Source organism: Caulobacter sp. LARHSG274, assembly GCF_052871235.1.
Map to the genome: position 1 here is coordinate 727,678 of NZ_JBIXJO010000001.1, position 18,487 is coordinate 746,164.

Genomic DNA, 18,487 nt, shown 5'->3' on the forward strand with positions numbered 1-18,487 from the left:
CAGCATTAGCCCGGTTTTCGGCGGGGTGGGAAGACCGATCCGCCGGCCGGCCTCAGGCCACCGCCGCCTCGTCGACGCCCTCGTCGCCCGCCAGGCGGACGATCTCGCCGATCAGGGCGGCCGGGACGATCGGCTTGGCGGCGACGCCGTCCATGCCCGCCGCCAGGTACGAGGCGCGCTGGTGCGACATGACGTTGGCGGTCAGGGCGATGATCGGGGTGCGGGCCGCCGGGCCCGGCAGGGCGCGGATCCGTCGGGCGGCTTCCAGGCCGTCGATGCCGGGCATCTGCACGTCCATCAAGATCAGGTCGAAGCCGCCGTGCTGGGCCGCGGCGACACCGGCCAGGCCATCGTCGGCGGTGTCGACCATCGCGCCCAGCTGTTCGAGGACGCGGCGGACGACCATGCGGTTGGTGGCGTTGTCCTCGACCACCAGAATCCGCAGGCCTTCGAGCAGGTCGTCGGCGATCGGCCGTTCCTCGGCCGGCGCCTGGGCCGGCGGCGCGGCGATGGTCAGCCGGAAGGTCGAGCCGGCGCCCTCGCGGGAGGTGAAGCCGACCTCGCCGCCCATCATTTCGGCCAGCCGGCGGGTGATGGCCAGGCCCAGGCCCGAGCCGCCGAACCGACGGGTGGTGCTGGCGTCGGCTTGCTGGAAGCGCTCGAACAGTCGCCCCTGGGCTTCGGCGGCGATGCCGACGCCGGTGTCGATCACCTCGAAGGTGATGCGCGGCGTGTCAGCCTCGCCTTCGGGCTCGACCAGACTGACCCGCAAGGTCACCGAGCCGGCCAGGGTGAACTTCACGGCGTTGCCGATCAGGTTGAACAGCGCCTGACGCAGGCGGCTGGGGTCGGTCAGGATCAGGCCGAGGTTAGCCGCCGCCTCGACCCGCAGCTCCAGGCCCTTGTGTTCGGCCTGGCCCCGCAGCAGCCGGGCCACGCCCGCCGCCAGTTCGCTGGGATCGACCGGCTCGCGCGTCACCTCCAGCCGCCCGGCCTCGATCCGCGAGAAGTCGATGACGTCGTCCAGCAGGGTCGACAGCATGCGGCCGCAGGCCAGGGCCTCGCGCAGCAGGTGGTCGGCCTCACCCGGCAGCTTCTCGCGCCTGAGCAGGTGCATCACCCCGAGCACGCCGTTCATCGGGGTGCGGATCTCGTGGCTCATATTGGCCAGGAACTGGGCCTTGGCCTCGTTGGCGGCCTGGGCGGCGCGCTCGGCCGCGACCAGGGCCAGCTCGGCGCGCTTCTTCTCGTCGATGTCGAGGATCAGGCCGAAGGCCTTGCGCACCCGACCGTTGGCGTCTTCCCGCACCTGGTGGAAGATGCGCATCCAGCGCTCGGCGCCGTCCGCCGTCAGGACGCGGGCGTCGAAGGCCTGGCTGCCCTGGCGGTTGGTGTCCCGCCACCGGGCGCTCGCCTCATAGATCTCGGCCACGTCGTCGCGGTGGATCATCGGCCAGACGGCGCCGCGCACGTCCTCATAGGTGATCCGGCGGCCGAGGATGCGGTGGAATTCGGGCGATCCCCAGAAGGTCTTGGCCACATGGTCGATCTCGTAGACCCCGGCGTGGGCCGCGCCCAGGGCGACGCGCAGCCGCCGGGCGTTGGCCCGCGCCTCGCGCCGGGCCTCCGACAGGGCGGTGACGTCGTCCATATAGGTGAGGACCCCGGCGATCTCGCCGTCGGCGTCGCGCCAGGGCCGGGCTTCCCAACGCAGGGTGTGGGAGCGCCCCACGCCATCGGTCAGCTGGTCCTCGCGCCGCACCACGGTCTCGCCGGTCAGGGCCCGTTCGACGGCGGCGACGAAACGGCGGCGGGCGCCGGAGGTCAGGTCGTGCAGGGTGCGGCCGATCACCTGGGCCTCGGTGGCCTGGAAGATGTCGAGGAACCGGGGGCTGACCACCCGCAGGCGCAGCTCGCGGTCGTAGAGGGCGACCGCGAACGGAGCCTCCTCGACCAGCCGGCGGGCCTGGCGCTCGGCCCAGACCGCCGCGTCGCGAGTGCGGGCCACGTCGGTGACGTTCTGCGAGATGCCCTTGAGGGCGAACAGGCCGTCGGCCCGCGGCTCGGTGCGGAAGGTGGCGCGGTAGGTGAACCACTGGTCGTCCGCGTCGCGGAACCGGTGCTCGATGGTGCCGCCAAGGCCGGTGCGCACCGCGCGGTCGAACGCCGCGCGCAGGCCCTCGCCCTCGGCCGGGTCGAGGCGGGCGAAGAACAGGTCCGGCCGTGACACCTGCTCGGCCTTCAGCCCGGTGGCGGCCAGGATGCCGGGCGACCATTCGATCCGCCCCTCGTGCGGCTCGTAGCTCCAGACGCCGATGCCGGCGGCGGTGGCCAGCAGGTCCTGGGTGTCGCGGGCGGCGGCCAGCTCGGCCTGGCGGGCCACGTCGGCGGTGACGTCGCGCAGGGTCCCGACCATCTCGCCGTTCGGCCCCAGCCGCGACTGGTTCTCCAGCCAGACCCAGCCCCCGGCCTTGCAGGTCACCTTCAGGCGGTTGCGGGCCTCGCCGGCGGCGCGGATCAGGCTGGCGGCCTCGATGAAGTCGGAATGCGAGTCCGGATGCACGAAGCGCAGGGCCGGCTGGCCGATCAGCTCCTGCCGGGTCCAGCCGGTCACCCGCGTCCAGGCGTCGTTGACCGTGGCGAACCGGCCCTGGACCAGCACGGCGAACAGGTCGTGGGCGTGGTCGAAGAACCACTGGGCGCTCTCGACGTCGCTGAGCCGGGCGGACGCTCGGGGGCGGTCGGCGGGGGGCGGGGACATCGCGGCTCCAGGGAAACGGATTCGGCGATGCTGCAGCTTAAGGGTAAACTTATGGTTGGCGTCGGCGATCTATGTTCGCTGACCGAGCATTATACCTCCGCCCACATGCGCAACAGATTGTGATAGGTCCCCGTCAGCGACAGCACCGACGGGTCGACGGACCCCACCGCGGTCGACAGGCGCTGGATCGCCACGTCCATGTCCAGCAGCAGGCCGCGCCGGGCGTCGTCGCGCACCAGGCTCTGGATCCAGAAGAAGCTGGCGGTGCGCACGCCGCGGGTCACCGGCGTCACGCGGTGCAGGCTGGAGGCCGGATAGAGGATCAGCCCGCCGGCCGGCAGCTTGACGATATGGCTGCCGAAGGCGTCCTCGACCACCAGCTCGCCGCCGTCATAGGCGTCCGGATCGGTCAGAAACAGGGTCGCCGACAGGTCGGTGCGCAGCGGCAGGCCGGTCGAGGGATCGCGGCGGATGGCGTTGTCGACATGGTCGCCGAAGCCCATGCCCTCGCCATAGCGGTTGAACAGCGGCGGCAGGATGGCGCGCGGCAGGGCGGCCGAGACGAACAGCGGGTTGGCCTGCAAAGCCTGGACGATCAGCGCCCCGACCTCGCGGGCCGCTGCGGCGTCCTGCGGCAGCTGCTGGTTGTGCTTGGCCATCGCCGCCTGAAAGCCGGAGGTGGCGTTGCCGTCGATCCAGTCGGCGGCGTCGAGCACGGCCCGGCAATGGGCGACCTGGTCGGCGGTCAGGACGTCGGCGATCTGCAGCATCATGCGCCCATCCCTAGCAGAACTATGGCCTCGCCCGGGAGGGGCCGCTCCCGGGCGAGGCGCTCGAACGTCGAAAGATCAACTCCGGGGAGGAAGAGGATCAGTACTTGACGTTCAAGGTCAGGATCGCCTGCCGGCCCGGACCGGGATCGGCGTGGTGCACGCCGTTGGTCTTGGCGATGTAGCGCTCGTCGGCGAGGTTCTGGACATTGAGCTGCAGGTCGACCTTGTCGTTGACCACGTAGCTGGCGAAGGCGTCGAAGCGCCAATAGGCCGGGGCGTAGATGGCGTTGGCCCCGCCGCCGGCCCCGCCCTGGTTGCCGCCGAAGCTCTTGGAGACGTAATAGGCCCCGCCGCCCAGCGACAGGCCGCGGACCACCCGGTAGGTCGAGAACAGGCTGAAGCTGTTCTGGGGGGTGTTGGCCAGCGGGTCGCCCTGGTTGGAAATGATCGTGCCGTTGGCCAGGACGGTGATCGCCCCGCGCACCAGCTCGCTGTCCATGTAGGTGTAGCCGCCGAAGGCCTGCCATTTGGGGGTGATGTTGCCCGAAATCCCCAGCTCGACGCCCTTGACCTCGACCTCGCCGACCTGCTGGTAGACGCCCGGGTCGGTCTGGATCTGGGCGTTCTGGCGCGTGGTCCTGAACACCGCCCCCGACAAGGCCAGCGTGTCGCCGAACAGGTTCCACTTCGCGCCCAGCTCGACGCTCTTGCTCTCTTCCGGCTCCAGGACGGTGGTCAACAGGTTGCCCGTGCCGGCGCTGGCGTTGCTGTTCTGGTCGCCCCCCGCCACGCCCGGCGGAGTCGAGGCGGTGCCGTAGGAGACGTAGAGGCTGGCGTGCTCGGTCGGCTTGTAGACCAGGCCCGCCTGATAGTTGGTGAAGCTCCACTCGCCTTCGCGGGCGGTGATGGCGGTGATGGTGAAGGCGCCGCCGGCGTTGGTGGTCGTGTAGTCGTGGCCGAAGGTCTGGTAGTTGTCGCGGCGCAGGCCCAGGTTCAGGAGCCACTTGTCGCCGAACTTGATCGTGTCGAAGGCGTAGACCGCCGCCGTCTTGGTGATGTTGTAGTTGGCCGGGCCGCGGGCGATGATCCCGCTCCAGCTGTCCTTGTCGTTGGGCGCGTAGACCAGGGTGCAGTCGCCGGCCCCCAGGCTGGCCAGGGTCGCGGCCGGGATGACATAGCCGGCCGGGCAGGCCGAGCCGCCGGTGGTGAAGGTCGCATAGGTGGCGTTGAGGTTCTTTTCGCGGCTAAGCTCCAGCCCGGCGTCGAAGCTGTGCTCGATCCCGCCGGTGGTGAACTTGCCGTGCAGGTCGGTGACCGAGGCCAGGGTCGTCGTCGGGTTCCAGCGGGTCTTGGTGCCGCGCTTCATCCACCAGGCGCCGTTGACGAACTGGGCCGCGCCGCCGTCGCCGGGATTGGTCAGGATATAGTTGTTGAGGGTCTTGGAGATCCGGACCACCTGGCGGACGCCGAGCCGGTCGTTGATCTGCTGGTCGAAGGCCACGGTGCCGATGTCGGCCTTGGTCTTCTGGTAATCGCGCGACGCGATCCCGTAGAAGCTGCGGCGGTCGACGGCCAGGACGCCGGAGGCGGTGCGCGGCTCGGTCGTCTTGGTCATCAGCGGCAGGCCGTAGTCGGGCGTCTGGTTCCCCTCCAGGTGATAGTAGCTGGCCACCAGCTTGGTGGGGCCGTCCAGGCCGAAGGCGATCGACGGGGCGATCCCCCAGCGGTCGAACTCGACGGCCTTGCGGCCTGGCGCGTCGCCCTGCGTGCCCAGCAGGTTCAGGCGCACGGCCACGCCGTCGTTGATCCTGTGGTTCAGGTCGACCGTGGCCCGGACATATTGGTCGGTCCCGCCGCCCAGCGAGGCGGTGGCGAAGTCGTCGGCCTTGGGGCTCTTGGAGCTCAGATTGATGCTGCCGCCGCCCGAGCCGCGGCCGCCGTAGGCCGAGTCCGGTCCCTTGACGATCTCGACCTGCTCGAGATTGAACACCTCGCGGGTCTGGCCGCCGCTGTCGCGGACGCCGTCGACGAAGACGTCGTTGCCCGAGCTCTGGCCGCGGATGAACGGCCGGTCGGCCAGGGGCTGGCCGCCTTCGCCGGCCCCGAAGGTGATGCCCGGCGAGGTGCGCAGGATGTCCTGCAGCGAGGTGGCGCCGGTCTGGGTGATGATCTTCTGCGGGATCACCGTGATCGCCTTGGGGGTGTCGACCAGCGGGGCGGTGAACTTCAGGGAGCTGACCTCGGCGGCCTTCTTGCGGCCGTCGACCTGGACGCCGCTGATCTCGGTGCTGGCGGCGGTGGCGACCGCCGCATCGGCGTCGGCCTCAGGCGCCGCGGCCGCTGCGAAGGCGCCGGGGGCCAGGGTCAGGCCGGCGAGCCCGGCGACGGCGGCGGCCCCGAGGGCGCGGCGGGCCTGGCTGCGGACGCCGGTCATGGCGGGCTTGGAAAGCTTGTGCATCGAAAAACCCCAGCGGACCTTTGACGGCCTTTGTCGTAATTGCGACGCGTTCTTAGCTGGAGCGTTGCTGAGGCGCAATGATAATCATTCTCAAAATGGCCGGCATCTCATGCGCGATGCCGCGCGCTCACGCGGATCGCCGCTGAGGGAATGGAAAGGGACGCGGAGCGCCGGACGACGTCCGGAGTGTTTGAGTGAGTACCGTTTCGACGAAGCCACCGCTCCGCGCGCTCGTTTTCCGTCCGCGTCCGGTAGGCGGCCCTGTTAAGGCCTAGCCGGACTCCGGAACCCCGCCGTTTCCGACGGGCCCCGGCGACGAGGGCGCGGATCTTCGACACACGCGCTTTATCCCCGTCGACGCCGACGGCGGGCGGGGCCTGCAACGCCAGGCTCCCCGGACACGCTGAAGTAACCCCCTCCAGCCCAGTCCCGCTCGATCGCCCCCCGCCGCCGCATCGGTCGCTGGCCATGCGTCCTTTCCCTGCAACGAGGTGGGTTCAGGATAGGGGCGGTTTCAGCGCCGAGGACTTGTGACGCTGAAGATTCTGCAAGGCGTTGGAAAGCTTGAGGTTCGCGGCCTCACCCACGGGGATCGACGCGTCCCGATCTCCCCAAACGCTTTTCTCCCCGTTCTTTCTACCCTTCCCTCCCCCTCCGTGGGGAGGGTGGCCCTGGCGGAGCCAGGGTCGGGTGGGGCCTGCTGAGCCGGCCGGTGGTCGAACGCCCTACGCCGGCCCCCACCCGACCCCTTCGGGGCCACCCTCCCCGCAAGGGGGAGGGAAGATAGAAAGAAAGTGGGGAGGGAAGATCGAAGGAAAGAAAACGACGGTGAATCCTTAGGCGCCCGCCGGTCGCGATGACCACGGCGAGGGCGTCTGGCCGGCCGCCGTGTCGAATGACCGGCTTGTCAGTTTGGCGTCAGCGTGGCGACCGCGTGGCGCTGGTAGGCCTGGGGCCATCTCCCTTCCGCGATGACGGAACCTGCCATGATCTCCCTCGTGCGGATCGCGCTTTCACGTCCCTACACCTTCGTGGTGATGGCCATCATGGTGTTCATCGTCGGGGCGCTGGCCGTGCTGCGCACGCCGACCGACATCTTTCCCAACATTCGCGTGCCGGTCGTGGCGGTGGCCTGGACCTATAACGGCCTGCCGGCGGCGGAGATGTCCGGCCGCATCCTGACGCCCTACCAGCGCACCCTGACCACGACGGTCAACGACATCGAGCACATCGAATCCACCTCCCTGCCGGGGATCGGGGTGGTCAAGATCTACTTCCAGCCGGGGGCCGACGTGCGCCTGGCCAACGCCCAGATCACCGCCGTCTCCCAGACCCTGCTGCGCCAGCTGCCGACCGGCACGACCCCGCCGCTGATCCTCAACTACAACGCCTCGACCGTGCCGATCGTCCAGCTGGCCCTGTCGGGCGAGGGCCTCAGCGAGCAGCAGCTGTTCGACTACGGGCTCAACTTCATCCGCACCCGCCTGGTCACCGTGCCCGGCGCGGCCATGCCGTTTCCGTTCGGCGGCCGCACCCGGCAGATCCAGGTCGACATCGATCCCCAGGCGCTGCTGTCCAAGGGGCTGTCGGCCAGCGACGTCGGGGCCGCCATCGCCGCCCAGACCCAGATCACCCCCGCCGGTTTCGTCAAGATCGGCGAGCTCCAGTACAGCCTCAGGCTCAACAACGCCCCCGGCTCGGTCGAGGAGCTCAACGCCCTGCCGATCCGCACCGTCAACGGCGCGACCGTGCGGATGAGCGACGTCGCCCACGTCCGCGACGGCTCGGCCCCGCAGCAGAACGTCGTCCATGTCGACGGCCAGCGCTCAGTGCTGATGACGGTGCTGAAGTCCGGCGCCACCTCGACCATCACCATCGTCGACGGGATCAAGGCGGCTCTGCCGGAGCTGAAGCTCAGCCTGCCCAAGGAACTGACCATCACCCCGCTCAACGACCAGTCGGCCTTCGTCAAGGCCGCGGTGGCCGGGGTGGTCTATGAGGGGGCGCTGGCGGCGGTCCTGACCTCGCTGATGATCCTGCTGTTCCTGGGCTCTTGGCGTTCGACGGCGATCATCGCCATCTCGATCCCGCTGGCGGTGCTGGCCGCCATCGCCGCCCTGGCGGCGTTCGGCCAGACCCTCAATGTCATGACCCTGGGCGGCCTGGCCCTGGCGGTGGGCATATTGGTCGACGACGCCACGGTGACCATCGAGAACATCAACTGGCACCTGGAGCAGGGCAAGGACGTGCGCACGGCGATCCTCGACGGCGCCGCCCAGATCGTCACCCCGGCCTTCGTCAGCCTGCTGTGCATCTGCATCGTCTTCGTGCCGATGTTCTTCCTGCCCGGCGTGTCGGGGTTCCTGTTCGTGCCGATGGCGCTGTCGGTGGTGTTCGCCATGATCGCCTCGTTCGTGCTGTCGCGAACCCTGGTGCCGACCATGGCCATGGCCCTGCTGCGGCCGCATGCCCCGCGCGGCCCCGGCGAGCCCGGCCATGACCACCGCTCGCCGTCCCGCAATCCCTTCGCCCGCTTCCAGCGGGGTTTCGAGCGGCGGTTCGAGCGGTTCCGCGACGGCTATGCCGGCGTCCTGGGCTTCGCCCTCGGTTCGGGCCGGGTCTTCGTGCTCGGCTTCCTGGCCTTTGCGGTGCTCAGCCTGGCCCTGATCCCGTTCCTGGGCCGCAACTTCTTTCCGGCGGTCGACGCCGGGGCGATCGCCATGCACGTCCGCGCCCCGGTCGGCTCGCGCATCGAGGAGTCGGCGGCCCTGTTCGACCAGATCCAGCGCCAGGTCCGCACGATCATCCCGGCCGCCGAGATCGACACCGTGGTCGACAACATCGGCGTCAGCAGCAGCGGCATCAACGTCACCTACAACGCCTCGGGCACGATCGGCCCGCAGGACGGCGACATCCTGATCAGCCTGAAGCCGGGCCACCGACCGACCGCCGAGCACATCGCCCGGCTGCGCCGCGAGATGCCAAGGCTGTTCCCCGGCGCCACCTTCTCGTTCCTGCCGGCCGACGTCACCAGCCAGATCCTGAACTTCGGCGCCCCCGCCCCGATCGACATCCAGGTGACGGGCGCCGACCTGGCCGCGAACCAGGCCTACGCCCAGAAGATCCTGCGGGCGATCCGCGGGATCGACGGGGTGGCCGACGCCCGCATCCAGCAGCCGGCCGGCGCGCCCGAGCTGCGCTTCGACGTCGACCGCACGCGGATCAACGCCCTGGGCCTGGACGAACGCGACGTCACCGCCAGCCTGGCCGGCGCGGTGGCCGGCAGCGCCCAGACCGCGCCGGTGTTCTGGCTCAACCCGGCCAACGGCGTGTCCTATCCGATCGTCGCCCAGACCCCGGAATACATGCTCGACAGCCTGCAGAAGCTGGCCGCCCTGCCGGTCACCGGCGCCCGCGTCCCCGGCCAGCCGCCGCAGGTGCTGGGCGGGCTGGGGGCGCTGAGCCGCGGCTCGACCGCCGCCGTGGTCTCGCAGTACAACATCCAGCCGATGGTCAATGTCTACGCCGCCACCCAGGGCCGCGACCTGGGCGGGGTGGCCGGCGACGTCCAGAAGGCCCTCAAGAGCCTGGAGAAGGACAAGCCCGCCGCCGTCAAGGTGACCCTGCGCGGCCAGTACCAGACCATGAACACCGCCTTTTCGGGCATGGGCTGGGGCCTGCTGGGGGCGGTGGTGATGATCTATCTGCTGATCGTCATCAACTTCCAGTCCTGGTCGGACCCGTTCGTGATCATCTCGGCCCTGCCGGCGGCCCTGGCCGGGATCGCCTGGATGCTGTTCGCCAGCGGCACGCCGCTGTCGGTGCCGGCCCTGACCGGGGCGATCATGTGCATGGGGGTGGCCACCGCCAACTCGATCCTGGTGGTCAGCTTCGCCCGCGAGCGGCTGGCCGCGCACGGCGACGCCGTCCAGGCCGCCTTCGAGGCGGGGGTCACCCGCTTCCGGCCGGTGCTGATGACCGCCCTGGCCATGGTCATCGGCATGACCCCCATGGCCCTGGCCCTGGGCGAGGGGGCCGAGCAGAACGCCCCGCTCGGCCGGGCGGTGATCGGCGGGCTGATCTTCGCCACCTGCGCCTCGCTGCTGTTCGTGCCCAGCGTCTTCGCTCTCGTCCACGGCCGCCGCCCGTCTCCCTCGAACGCGTCCTCCGAAGGTCTCGTCCATGCCTGACACCCCGCCATCTCCGACCGAGCTACCCCGCACCGATCCCCGCCGGCTGCGCCGCGCCGGCCTGGTCATCGGCGCCGCCCTGCTGGTGGTGCTCGGCGCCGGGACCGCCACCCGGCTGGCCGCGCGCCAGGACCTCGCCGCCGCGACCCGCGACAACGCCACGCCGTCGGTCAATGTCGTGCGGCCCGCCGGCGGCGAGGCCGGGGCGCTGGTGCTGCCCGGCCGCCTGCAGGCCTGGGCCCAGGCTCCGGTCTACGCCCGCACCGACGGCTATCTGCGCCGCTGGTACGCCGACATCGGAACCCCGGTGAAGGCCGGCCAGGTGCTGGCCGAGATCGACGCCCCGGAGGTCGACCAGCAGCTGGCCGCCGCCAACGCCGCCCTGGCCACGGCCCAGGCCCAGCGCGACCTGTCGGCCGTCACCGCCGCCCGCTGGGAGCGGCTGGTCGAGCTCAACGCGGTCTCGCGCCAGGCGGCCGACGAGCGGCGCGGCGACCTGGCCGCCCGCGAGGCGATGCGCAACGAGGCCCAGGCCAATGTCCAGCGCCTGCGGGCCCTGACCGGATTTCGGCGCATCGTCGCGCCGTTCGACGGGGTGGTGACCAGCCGCGACGTCGACGTCGGGGCGCTGATCGCCGCCGGCGACGGCCGGGCGACGCCGCTGTTCACCGTGGCCGACACCCGCAAGCTGCGGCTCTATGTCAGCGTGCCCCAGAGCCTGGCGGCGGGGATCCGTCCCGGCCTGACCGCCCGCTTCACCACTCCCGACCAGCCCGACCAGGTGTTCGAGGCCCAGCTGGTCCGCTCGGCCGACGCCGTCGACGCCCAGTCGGGGGCCATGCTGGTGCAGCTGGTGTTCGACAACAGCGCCGGCCGACTGAAGCCCGGAGCCTACGCCCAGGTGACGCTGGACCTGCAGGGGCCGGGGGCCGGGGCGGCGCCGCTGCGGGTGCCGTCCAGCGCCCTGCTGTTCCGCAAGGAGGGCACGGCGGTGGCGGTGGTCGGTCCCGGCGACCGCGTCCAGGTCCGGCCGGTGCGGATCGCCCGCGACTTCGGGGCCAGCCTGGAGCTGGCCGGCGGGATCGGGGCCGCCGACTGGGTGGTCAACAACCCGCCCGACTCCATCGCCGACGGCGACCTGGTCCGCCCGGTGCGGCCCCAGAACGCGGCCAAAGCCGGGGCCCCGGCCCGCTCGTAGCGGTGATCGGGGGAGCGGAAGCCCTCAGACGGGCTCGGCCAGTTCGGACTCGCGCGGTTCGCTGGTCACGCGCGGCGGGGCCGGCGTTTCGGCGGTCTCGCGCTTCTTCAGGAACAGCCCGACCAGCACCTCGCCGTGCTCGCAGCGGGCGAAGACGCTGCCGCCATGCATGGCGGCGACGGCCTTGACCACCGCCAGGCCCAGGCCGTGGCTGTCGCCGCTGTTCTCGCGGGCCGGGTCGAGGCGGTAGAAGCGGTCGAACAGTCGGGCCAGATGCGCCTCCTGGATCGGCGCGCCGCGGTTGCGCACGCCGACGCAGACCTCGTCGCCATGGTCTTCGATCGTCACGGTCACCCGGCCGGGGCCGGCGCCGTGGCGGATGGCGTTGTCGAGCAGGTTGGTCAGGGCCCGGCCCAGCAGCGACTCCTCGACGGCGATCGTCGCGTCGCCCTCGATGCGCAGCGTCACGCCGGCCTCCTCGAACAGCACGTCGAGGAAATCGGCGGTCTTGCGGACCAGGGCGGCCAGCGAGGTCGGGGCCAGGTTGGCGGCCACCGCCCCCTGGTCGGCCCGGGCGAGGAACAGCATGTCGTTGATGATGGTCCGCAGCCGCTCCAGCTCCTCAAGATTGGAGTGCAGCACCTCCTCCAGCTCGTCCGGCCGCCGCGGCCGCGACAGCGCCACCTGGGTCTGGCCGATCAGGTTGCTGAGCGGTGTGCGCAGCTCGTGGGCGACGTCGGCGTTGAACGACGACAGCCGGACATAGGCGTGCTGCAGGCGATCGAGAGCGCCGTTGAAGGCGGCCATCAGCCCTTCCAGCTCGGCCGGCAATCGCCGGGTCGGCATCCGCAGGCTGAGGTCGTCGGGATTGAGCGCCGCGGCGTGCTGCGACAGCCGGTCGACCGGGGCCAGGCCGTCGCGGGCGATGCGCCGGCCCAGCAGGCTGACCGCCGCGGTCGTCAGCAGCGAGGCGGCCAGCACCCCGACGCCGAGCACCAGGCCGGAGGCGTCAAACGGGGCGGTGTCGGCGGCGATGGTCAGGCGCACGGCCGGACGCTCGCGGTAGGGCCCCACCATCTTGGACAGGGTCATGAACCGCCGCCCCTCGAACCGCACATAGCCCAGGCCCTGCTTCGGCCCCTCGACCCGGGCCCCGGCCGGCCAGGGCGCGCCATAGGCGAAGCGGGGGTCGGGGCTCTCGACCCGGTAGCGGATGGCGTCGTTGGCCGGGGTGAAGGAGGTCAGCTTGTCGGCCAGCAGCGGCCAGCGGCCGGCCTCGCCCAGGCGGTGGACCATGGTCTCGACGATCTCGAACCGGGCCCGCAGCTCCTCGGCCTGGTGGCGGCGCAGCTCCAGGGTCTGGAACACGAAGACGGCCACGCCGGCCAGGGCCGAGACCAGCCCCGTGGCCACCGCGAACATCAGGGTCAGGCGTCCGGCGATCGAGGTCGGCGTCACGCGGTCTCCTCCGGCCGATGCTCCAGAACATAGCCCATGCCGCGGATGGTGTGCAGCAGCTTGCTGTCGAACCCCCCGTCGATCTTGGCCCGCAGGCGCTTGATCGCCACCTCGACGACATTGGTGTTGGTGTCGAAATTGATGTCCCAGACCAGCTCGGTGATCACGGTCTTGGAGACGATCTGCGACTGGCGGCGGGCCAGCACCGCCAGCAGGGCGAACTCCTTGGCGGTCAGGTTCAGGCGCTTGCCGGCCCGGGTGGCGCGGCGCGACAGCAGGTCCAGGTGCAGGTCGCCGACCGTGATCGCCGTCGACTCGTTGCGGCCGCGGCGGGTGATGGCCTGCAGCCGCGCCAGCAGTTCCAGGAACGAGAACGGCTTGATCAGATAGTCGTCGGCCCCGGCCCCCAGGCCCTGCAGGCGGGCCTCGACGCTGTCGCGGGCGGTCAGCATGATCACCGGGGTCTGGCGGCGCTGGCGCAGGCGCTCCAGCACCGTGACGCCGCCCAGGCGCGGCAGCATGACGTCGAGGATCACCGCGTCATAGTCCAGGGTCTGGGCCAGGTGCAGACCGTTCTCGCCGTCGCTGGCGAAATCGACGGTATAGCCCTGCTCGGTCAGGCCCTTGCGCAGATAGGCGACGGTCTTGGGTTCGTCCTCGACGATCAGGATCTTCATGGCGGCCCTTCAACGCGCGGTCGGGTCCTGGCGGCGATGACCGGATCCGCGACGGGGCGCCAGCCTACAGCGGGGATCCCCGCGCCTGAAGGCCGAAGCGGGCCGCTTGCCGGGGGGCGGACGCGCGGCGGGCGGGCCGACAGGGCGAGGAACCCTCACTATCGACGATCGACCCGGTCCGCCCGCTGACGCGAAAATGACAAATCCGACCGGAGACCGCGGACCCTCCGGCCGCGATCAGACGAATTCGGCCAGGGCTTCGGCGGCGAAGGGCTTCAGGCGCTTCCGGTCGCCGGCCCGCACCTTGATGGCCCAGTCGGGATCGGTGATCAGGGCGCGACCGACCGCGATCAGGTCGAACTCCCCGCGCTCCAGCCGGCGGACCAGGCCGTCGATACCGGTCGGCGTCGAGCGCTCGCCCGAGAACACATTGATGAAGTCGCCCGACAGCCCGACCGAGCCGACGCTGATCGTCGCCGCGCCCGTGAGCTTCTTGGCCCAGCCGGCGAAGTTCAGGCCCGCCTCGCCGTCGATCTCCGGAAATTCCGGGGTCCAGAAGCGGCGCTGCGAACAGTGCAGCACGTCGACGCCGGCCTCGACCAATGGCAGGAGCCAGTCGGCCATCTGGCCGGGCGTATGGGCCAGCCGCGCCTTCAGGTCCTGCTGCTTCCACTGGCTGACCCGCAGGATGATCGGATAGTCCGGCCCGACCGCCTGGCGGATGGCGGCGACGACCTCGGCGGCATAGCGCGACCGCTCGCCCAGCGACGCGCCGCCATAGCGGTCGGCGCGGGCGTTGGTCCCGTCCCAGAAGAACTGGTCGACCAGATAGCCGTGGGCGCCGTGGATCTCGATCGTGTCATAGCCCAGCCGCTGGGCGTCGCCCGCCGCCCGGGCCCAGGCGGCGACGGAATCGGCGATGTCCTCCTGGCTCATCGCCACGCCGCGGGCCTCGCCGGGCTTGACCAGGCCCGAGGGGCTCTCGATCGGCCCCTTCGGCTCCCAGTCGGCGGTCAGGCTCTTGACCGAACCGGTGTGCCACAGCTGCGGCCCCATCGCCGCGCCGGCGGCGTGGACGGCGTCGATGACCGGCTTCCAGCCGGCCAGCGCCTCGCCGTAGAAGAACGGCACGCCCGGGTCGTTGTGCGAATTGGGCCGCTCGATCACCGCGCCCTCCGACAGGATCAGCCCGACCTGGCCCTCGGCGCGCCGCCGGTAATAGGCCACGTGCGCCTCGCCCGGGACGCCGCCCTGGGCGAAGGAGCGGGTCATCGGGGCCATGACGATGCGGTTCTTCAAGCTTAGAGATTTGACGCGGAACGGCTCGAACAGGACGTCGGGACTAGTCGACACGGGACTTCCTCGCAGGGTGTTTCACTGCGGGAACGGTGGGCGAAGGGCGGCGGCCGGGCAAAGCCGAACTGTTTAACCCCCTAAGGGACCGCCGCGGGGCGCAGGCAGGAAGTGGCGGTCCATCAATGTGTGCAGTTCGCCCAAGATACGGCCCAGCGCCTGCTGGTCGGCCTCCGGCAGGCCGCGGAAATAGCGCACGAAATGGCCCTCCCGCTCGATCGCCGCGCCGATGGCCAGGACGACCTCGGAGCCCTGGGGGGCCAGGTGCAGGACGGTGACGCGGCCATCGGCGGCGGCCGGTGCGCCGACCACCAGGCCCCTGTCCGCCAGCTTGCGGATCCGCGCCGTCAGGGCGGCGTTGGAGACGTTCAGGGCCAGGGCCAGGTCGGTCGGCCGCATCGGCTTGTCCGGCTCCATCATCAGGGCGCCCAGCAGGTGGAAGTCGGCGATGCTCAGGCCGTGCTGGCCGCTGATCCGGTTCAGGTCGGTCTCGACCAGCTGGGCCACTTTCATCACGTGCCACATCGGCCCGAAGTGCCGCACGTCCAGGCCCAGGGCCGCGTAGAAGGCCATGCCGGCCTGCAGCTGGTCGACCGGCGCCCGCGGCCTTGGCCGGTCGTCCGCGAGGTGCTTGGCGATGGCTGACATGGCGCTGCGATCCCGGCCCGACGCGGCTGCGTCCTCCGCCGACGATAGCGCCTTCACCGGCCGATGTCGTGCGGCCGAACCGCCCCTTACCGCGCCACGCTGGCCCGGGCCCGCTTCAGGCCCGGGCGGGTGTTGGGCGCCCCGGCCTCGTTCTGCTCCAGGGCCGCCAGCAGGTCGGCCTTCAGCACGGCCAGGGTCTTGGGATCGGCGACCTTGCCGCCCTCGGCGGTCTGCACATAGAAGGCGTCGACCGCCCGCTCGCCATAGCCGTCGATATGGGCGGACTGGATCGACAGGCCGTTGTCGGCCAGGGTGCGGGCCAGGGCCTGCAGCAGGCCCGGACGGTCGCGGCCCGAGGCCTCGACCACCGTGGCCTCGTTGGAGGCCTCGTTGTCGACCACCACCGTCGGGGCGATGGCGAAGGCGGCGGTGCGCGACAGCTCCGAACCCCGGCGAGGTTCGACCGCCAGCGGCTCGCCGCGGCCGGCCGCCTCCAGGGCGTCCGCCATCCGGCGCAGGGCGCGAGGGTTCTCGCAGCCCAGGGCCGCGCCGGTCACGTCCTGCACATGGAAAACGTCCAGGGCCTGGCCCTGGCGCGAGGTGAAGACCCGGGCCCCGACCACGTTTCCGCCGAGCGAGGAGACGGCCAGCGCCAGGTCGGCGAACAGGCCGCGGCGGTCCCTGGCGGCGACCACGATCTCGGCGGCGTTGGCTCCGGCCGGCACCCGGCCCTCGGCCGCCGCCCCGCCCTGGATCGACGCCCGGCGGGCCAGGGCGGCGTGGTCGAGCAGGTCCTGGGCCGAGAAGGCCCCGAAATAGGCCGACTCCATGGCCTGGGCCCAGCCCTTGGCGGCCGGATCGGCGGCGACCAGGGCGTGGCGGGCCGCCTCGGCGGCGGCCTCCTGGTGACGCTGGACGCTGGCGGCGGCGTCGCTGCCGCGGCCGCCGCGGAACACCGCCTCGGTGGCGTTGTAGAGCTCGCGCAGCAGCTGGCCCTTCCAGCCGTTCCAGACCCCCGGCCCGACGGCGCGGATGTCGGCGACGGTGATCACCAGCAGCAGGCGCAGGCGTTCGGGGTTCTCGACGATGCGGGCGAAGGCGGCGACCGTGCCGGGATCGGCGACGTCGCGCTTCTGGGCGAAGTCGCTCATCACCAGGTGGTTCTCGACCAGCCAGGCGACCAGCTCGACCTTCAGCCGGTCGACGCCGAGGCGCTCGCAGGCGCTGCGGGCGCTGCGGGCCCCGGCCTTTTCCTGTCCGCCGACCCCGCCCTTGCCGGTGTCGTGCAGCAGCATGGCCAGGAACAAGGCCTCGCGGTCCTCGATCAGCGGCAGGATCGACACCGCCAGCGGGTGGTCGTCGGACAGCCGCCCGGCCGCCATGTCGCCGATCAGGCCCACCGCCCGCAGGGTGTGCTCGTCCACCGTGTAGGAGTGGTACATGTTGAACTGCATCTGGGCGACGATGCGGCCGAACTCGGGGATGAAGCGGCCCAGCACCCCGGCGTCGTTCATCAGGGTCAGGGTGCGGTAGGAGCGCTTGCCGAAGGCCAGCAGGCTCAGGAAGGCCTTGGTCGCCTGGGGGTCGCGGCGGACCTTGGAGGTGATCAGGTGCAGGTTGCGGGTCACCGCCGTGAAGGCGTCGGGGTGCAGGTCGAGGTCGCGCGCGTCGGCGGTCTTGAACAGCCGGATCAGGTTGACCGGGTCGGCCTCGAACACCTCGGGGCCGTCGATGTTCAGCCGGCCGCCGTCCTCATAGAAGCCGGCCACGTCCAGGGCCTTGCGCTTGGGCTTGCCGCCGCCGGGCAGGAACCGCGAGATGCCCTTGGGTTCGTTCTTGAAGTGCTCGGCCTCCAGCTTGGCCGAGAAGGCGCGGGTCAGGGCCCCGACTTCCTTGGCGATCAGGAAATAGCGGCGCATGAACCGCTCGACGGCCGGGGCGTCGCCGCGGTCGCCATAGCCCATGCGCCGGGCGATCTCGGGCTGCAGGTCGAAGGTCAGCCGCTCCTCGGGCCGGCCGGTGGCGAAGTGCAGGTGGGCACGCACCGCGTGCAGGAAGTCGAAGGCGCGAATGAAGCCCTTGGCCTCGCGGCGGTCGAACACCTCCAGCAGGAATACGTCCTCTGGACGGTCGACCGGGTGCAGATATTCGGCGATCCACATCAGGGTGTGCAGGTCGCGGAGACCCCCCTTGCCCTCCTTGACGTTGGGTTCGACCATGTAGCGGCTGGCCCCGGCCCGGGCCTGGCGGTCGTCGCGCTCTTTCAGCTTGGCGGCGACGAACTGCGCGCCCGTGGCCTTCATGACCTCGTCGCGGAACCGGCGCTTCAGCTCCGCGCCCAGGCGCTCGTCGCCGGTCAGGCGGCGGGCCTCCAGGATCGTGGTGCGGATCGTGAAGTCCTCGCGCGACAGCTTGACGCATTCGTCGATGGTGCGCGAGGCGTGGCCGACCTTGAAGCCCAGGTCCCACAGGGCGTAGAGCATGAACTCGATCACGCTCTCGGCGTGCGGCGTCTGCTTGTAGGGCCGCAGGAACAGCAGGTCGATGTCCGAGAACGGCGCCAGGGTGCGCCGACCGTAGCCGCCCACCGCCAGCAGGCACAGGCGCTCGCCCTCGGTCGGGTTGCGGGCCCGGAACACGTGGACGGTGGTGAAGTCGTAGAGGGCGGTGATCACCTCGTCGGTGACGCCGCTGAGCAGCCGGGCCGTCTCCAGGCCGCCGGCCCCGTTCTCCAGCCGCTCCTTGGCGATCATCCGGCCGCGAAACAGCGCCTGCTTGAGGATCTCGATGGCCCGGGCCCGCTGGGCGGCCTCGTTGCCGATCAGGTCGAGGGCGGCGGCTGACAGCCGGGCGCGCAGGGCGTGGCCGTCGACGACATGTTCCAGGGGGGTGGGGCGAAGGCGACGAGGCATGAGGGCTATATGGTGCACCGGAGGCGTAAGGGCCAAAAAGCGGCGGCCGGTCTCGGCGC

General features: G+C 71.0%; 10 protein-coding genes. 2 read left to right on the top strand and 8 right to left on the bottom strand.

What is annotated here, in order from left to right:
• Positions 1-52 precede the first annotated feature (52 nt).
• From ACIPQB_RS03425 to ACIPQB_RS03435, 3 genes are all read right to left on the bottom strand, one after another.
• A complete protein-coding gene (locus tag ACIPQB_RS03425) occupies positions 53-2,761 on the bottom strand; it encodes a PAS domain S-box protein (RefSeq protein ID WP_446483791.1) in 2,709 nt (902 codons plus the stop codon).
• Between the two features lie 89 nt (positions 2,762-2,850).
• Positions 2,851-3,534, bottom strand: coding sequence for a Fe2+-dependent dioxygenase (locus tag ACIPQB_RS03430; protein ID WP_446483792.1), 684 nt, complete (start codon positions 3,532-3,534; stop codon positions 2,851-2,853).
• A 97-nt stretch (positions 3,535-3,631) separates the two neighbouring features.
• Complete coding sequence (locus tag ACIPQB_RS03435; protein ID WP_446483793.1) at positions 3,632-5,992, bottom strand: TonB-dependent receptor; 2,361 nt, start codon at positions 5,990-5,992, stop codon at positions 3,632-3,634.
• Between the two features lie 986 nt (positions 5,993-6,978).
• Here ACIPQB_RS03435 and ACIPQB_RS03440 point away from each other — a divergent pair.
• Entirely contained in the window at positions 6,979-10,182 is a 3,204-nt protein-coding gene (locus ACIPQB_RS03440; protein ID WP_446483794.1) for an efflux RND transporter permease subunit, read from the top strand.
• Positions 10,175-11,380: an efflux RND transporter periplasmic adaptor subunit gene (locus ACIPQB_RS03445; RefSeq protein ID WP_446483795.1), complete on the top strand. Its 1,206-nt coding sequence runs from the start codon at positions 10,175-10,177 to the stop codon at positions 11,378-11,380. Before ACIPQB_RS03440 ends, ACIPQB_RS03445 begins: the two co-directional genes overlap by 8 nt.
• A gap of 24 nt (positions 11,381-11,404) precedes the next feature.
• Here ACIPQB_RS03445 and ACIPQB_RS03450 read toward each other — a convergent pair whose 3' ends face one another.
• From ACIPQB_RS03450 to ACIPQB_RS03470, 5 genes are all read right to left on the bottom strand, one after another.
• Positions 11,405-12,838, bottom strand: coding sequence for a heavy metal sensor histidine kinase (locus tag ACIPQB_RS03450; protein WP_446483796.1), 1,434 nt, complete (start codon positions 12,836-12,838; stop codon positions 11,405-11,407).
• The gene (locus ACIPQB_RS03455) at positions 12,835-13,515 is read right to left on the bottom strand and encodes a heavy metal response regulator transcription factor (RefSeq protein WP_446483797.1); all 681 of its coding nucleotides are present in this window, start codon (positions 13,513-13,515) and stop codon (positions 12,835-12,837) included. Before ACIPQB_RS03455 ends, ACIPQB_RS03450 begins: the two co-directional genes overlap by 4 nt.
• A 237-nt stretch (positions 13,516-13,752) precedes the next feature.
• Entirely contained in the window at positions 13,753-14,868 is a 1,116-nt protein-coding gene (locus tag ACIPQB_RS03460; protein ID WP_446483798.1) for an NADH:flavin oxidoreductase, read from the bottom strand.
• Between the two features lie 72 nt (positions 14,869-14,940).
• Positions 14,941-15,516, bottom strand: coding sequence for a MarR family winged helix-turn-helix transcriptional regulator (locus tag ACIPQB_RS03465; RefSeq protein ID WP_446483799.1), 576 nt, complete (start codon positions 15,514-15,516; stop codon positions 14,941-14,943).
• Between the two features lie 86 nt (positions 15,517-15,602).
• Positions 15,603-18,428, bottom strand: coding sequence for a [protein-PII] uridylyltransferase (locus ACIPQB_RS03470; protein WP_446483800.1), 2,826 nt, complete (start codon positions 18,426-18,428; stop codon positions 15,603-15,605).
• Between the last annotated feature and the right edge of the window lie 59 nt (positions 18,429-18,487).

What these genes read in the sequence shown, in the direction of transcription:
- ACIPQB_RS03425 (WP_446483791.1), bottom strand. Translation starts at nt 2,761, where the DNA reads ATGTCCCCGCCCCCCGCCGACCGCCCCCGAGCGTCCGCCCGGCTCAGC.
- ACIPQB_RS03430 (WP_446483792.1), bottom strand. Translation starts at nt 3,534, where the DNA reads ATGATGCTGCAGATCGCCGACGTCCTGACCGCCGACCAGGTCGCCCAT.
- ACIPQB_RS03435 (WP_446483793.1), bottom strand. Translation starts at nt 5,992, where the DNA reads ATGCACAAGCTTTCCAAGCCCGCCATGACCGGCGTCCGCAGCCAGGCC.
- ACIPQB_RS03440 (WP_446483794.1), top strand. Translation starts at nt 6,979, where the DNA reads ATGATCTCCCTCGTGCGGATCGCGCTTTCACGTCCCTACACCTTCGTG.
- ACIPQB_RS03445 (WP_446483795.1), top strand. Translation starts at nt 10,175, where the DNA reads ATGCCTGACACCCCGCCATCTCCGACCGAGCTACCCCGCACCGATCCC.
- ACIPQB_RS03455 (WP_446483797.1), bottom strand. Translation starts at nt 13,515, where the DNA reads ATGAAGATCCTGATCGTCGAGGACGAACCCAAGACCGTCGCCTATCTG.
- ACIPQB_RS03465 (WP_446483799.1), bottom strand. Translation starts at nt 15,516, where the DNA reads ATGTCAGCCATCGCCAAGCACCTCGCGGACGACCGGCCAAGGCCGCGG.
- ACIPQB_RS03470 (WP_446483800.1), bottom strand. Translation starts at nt 18,428, where the DNA reads ATGCCTCGTCGCCTTCGCCCCACCCCCCTGGAACATGTCGTCGACGGC.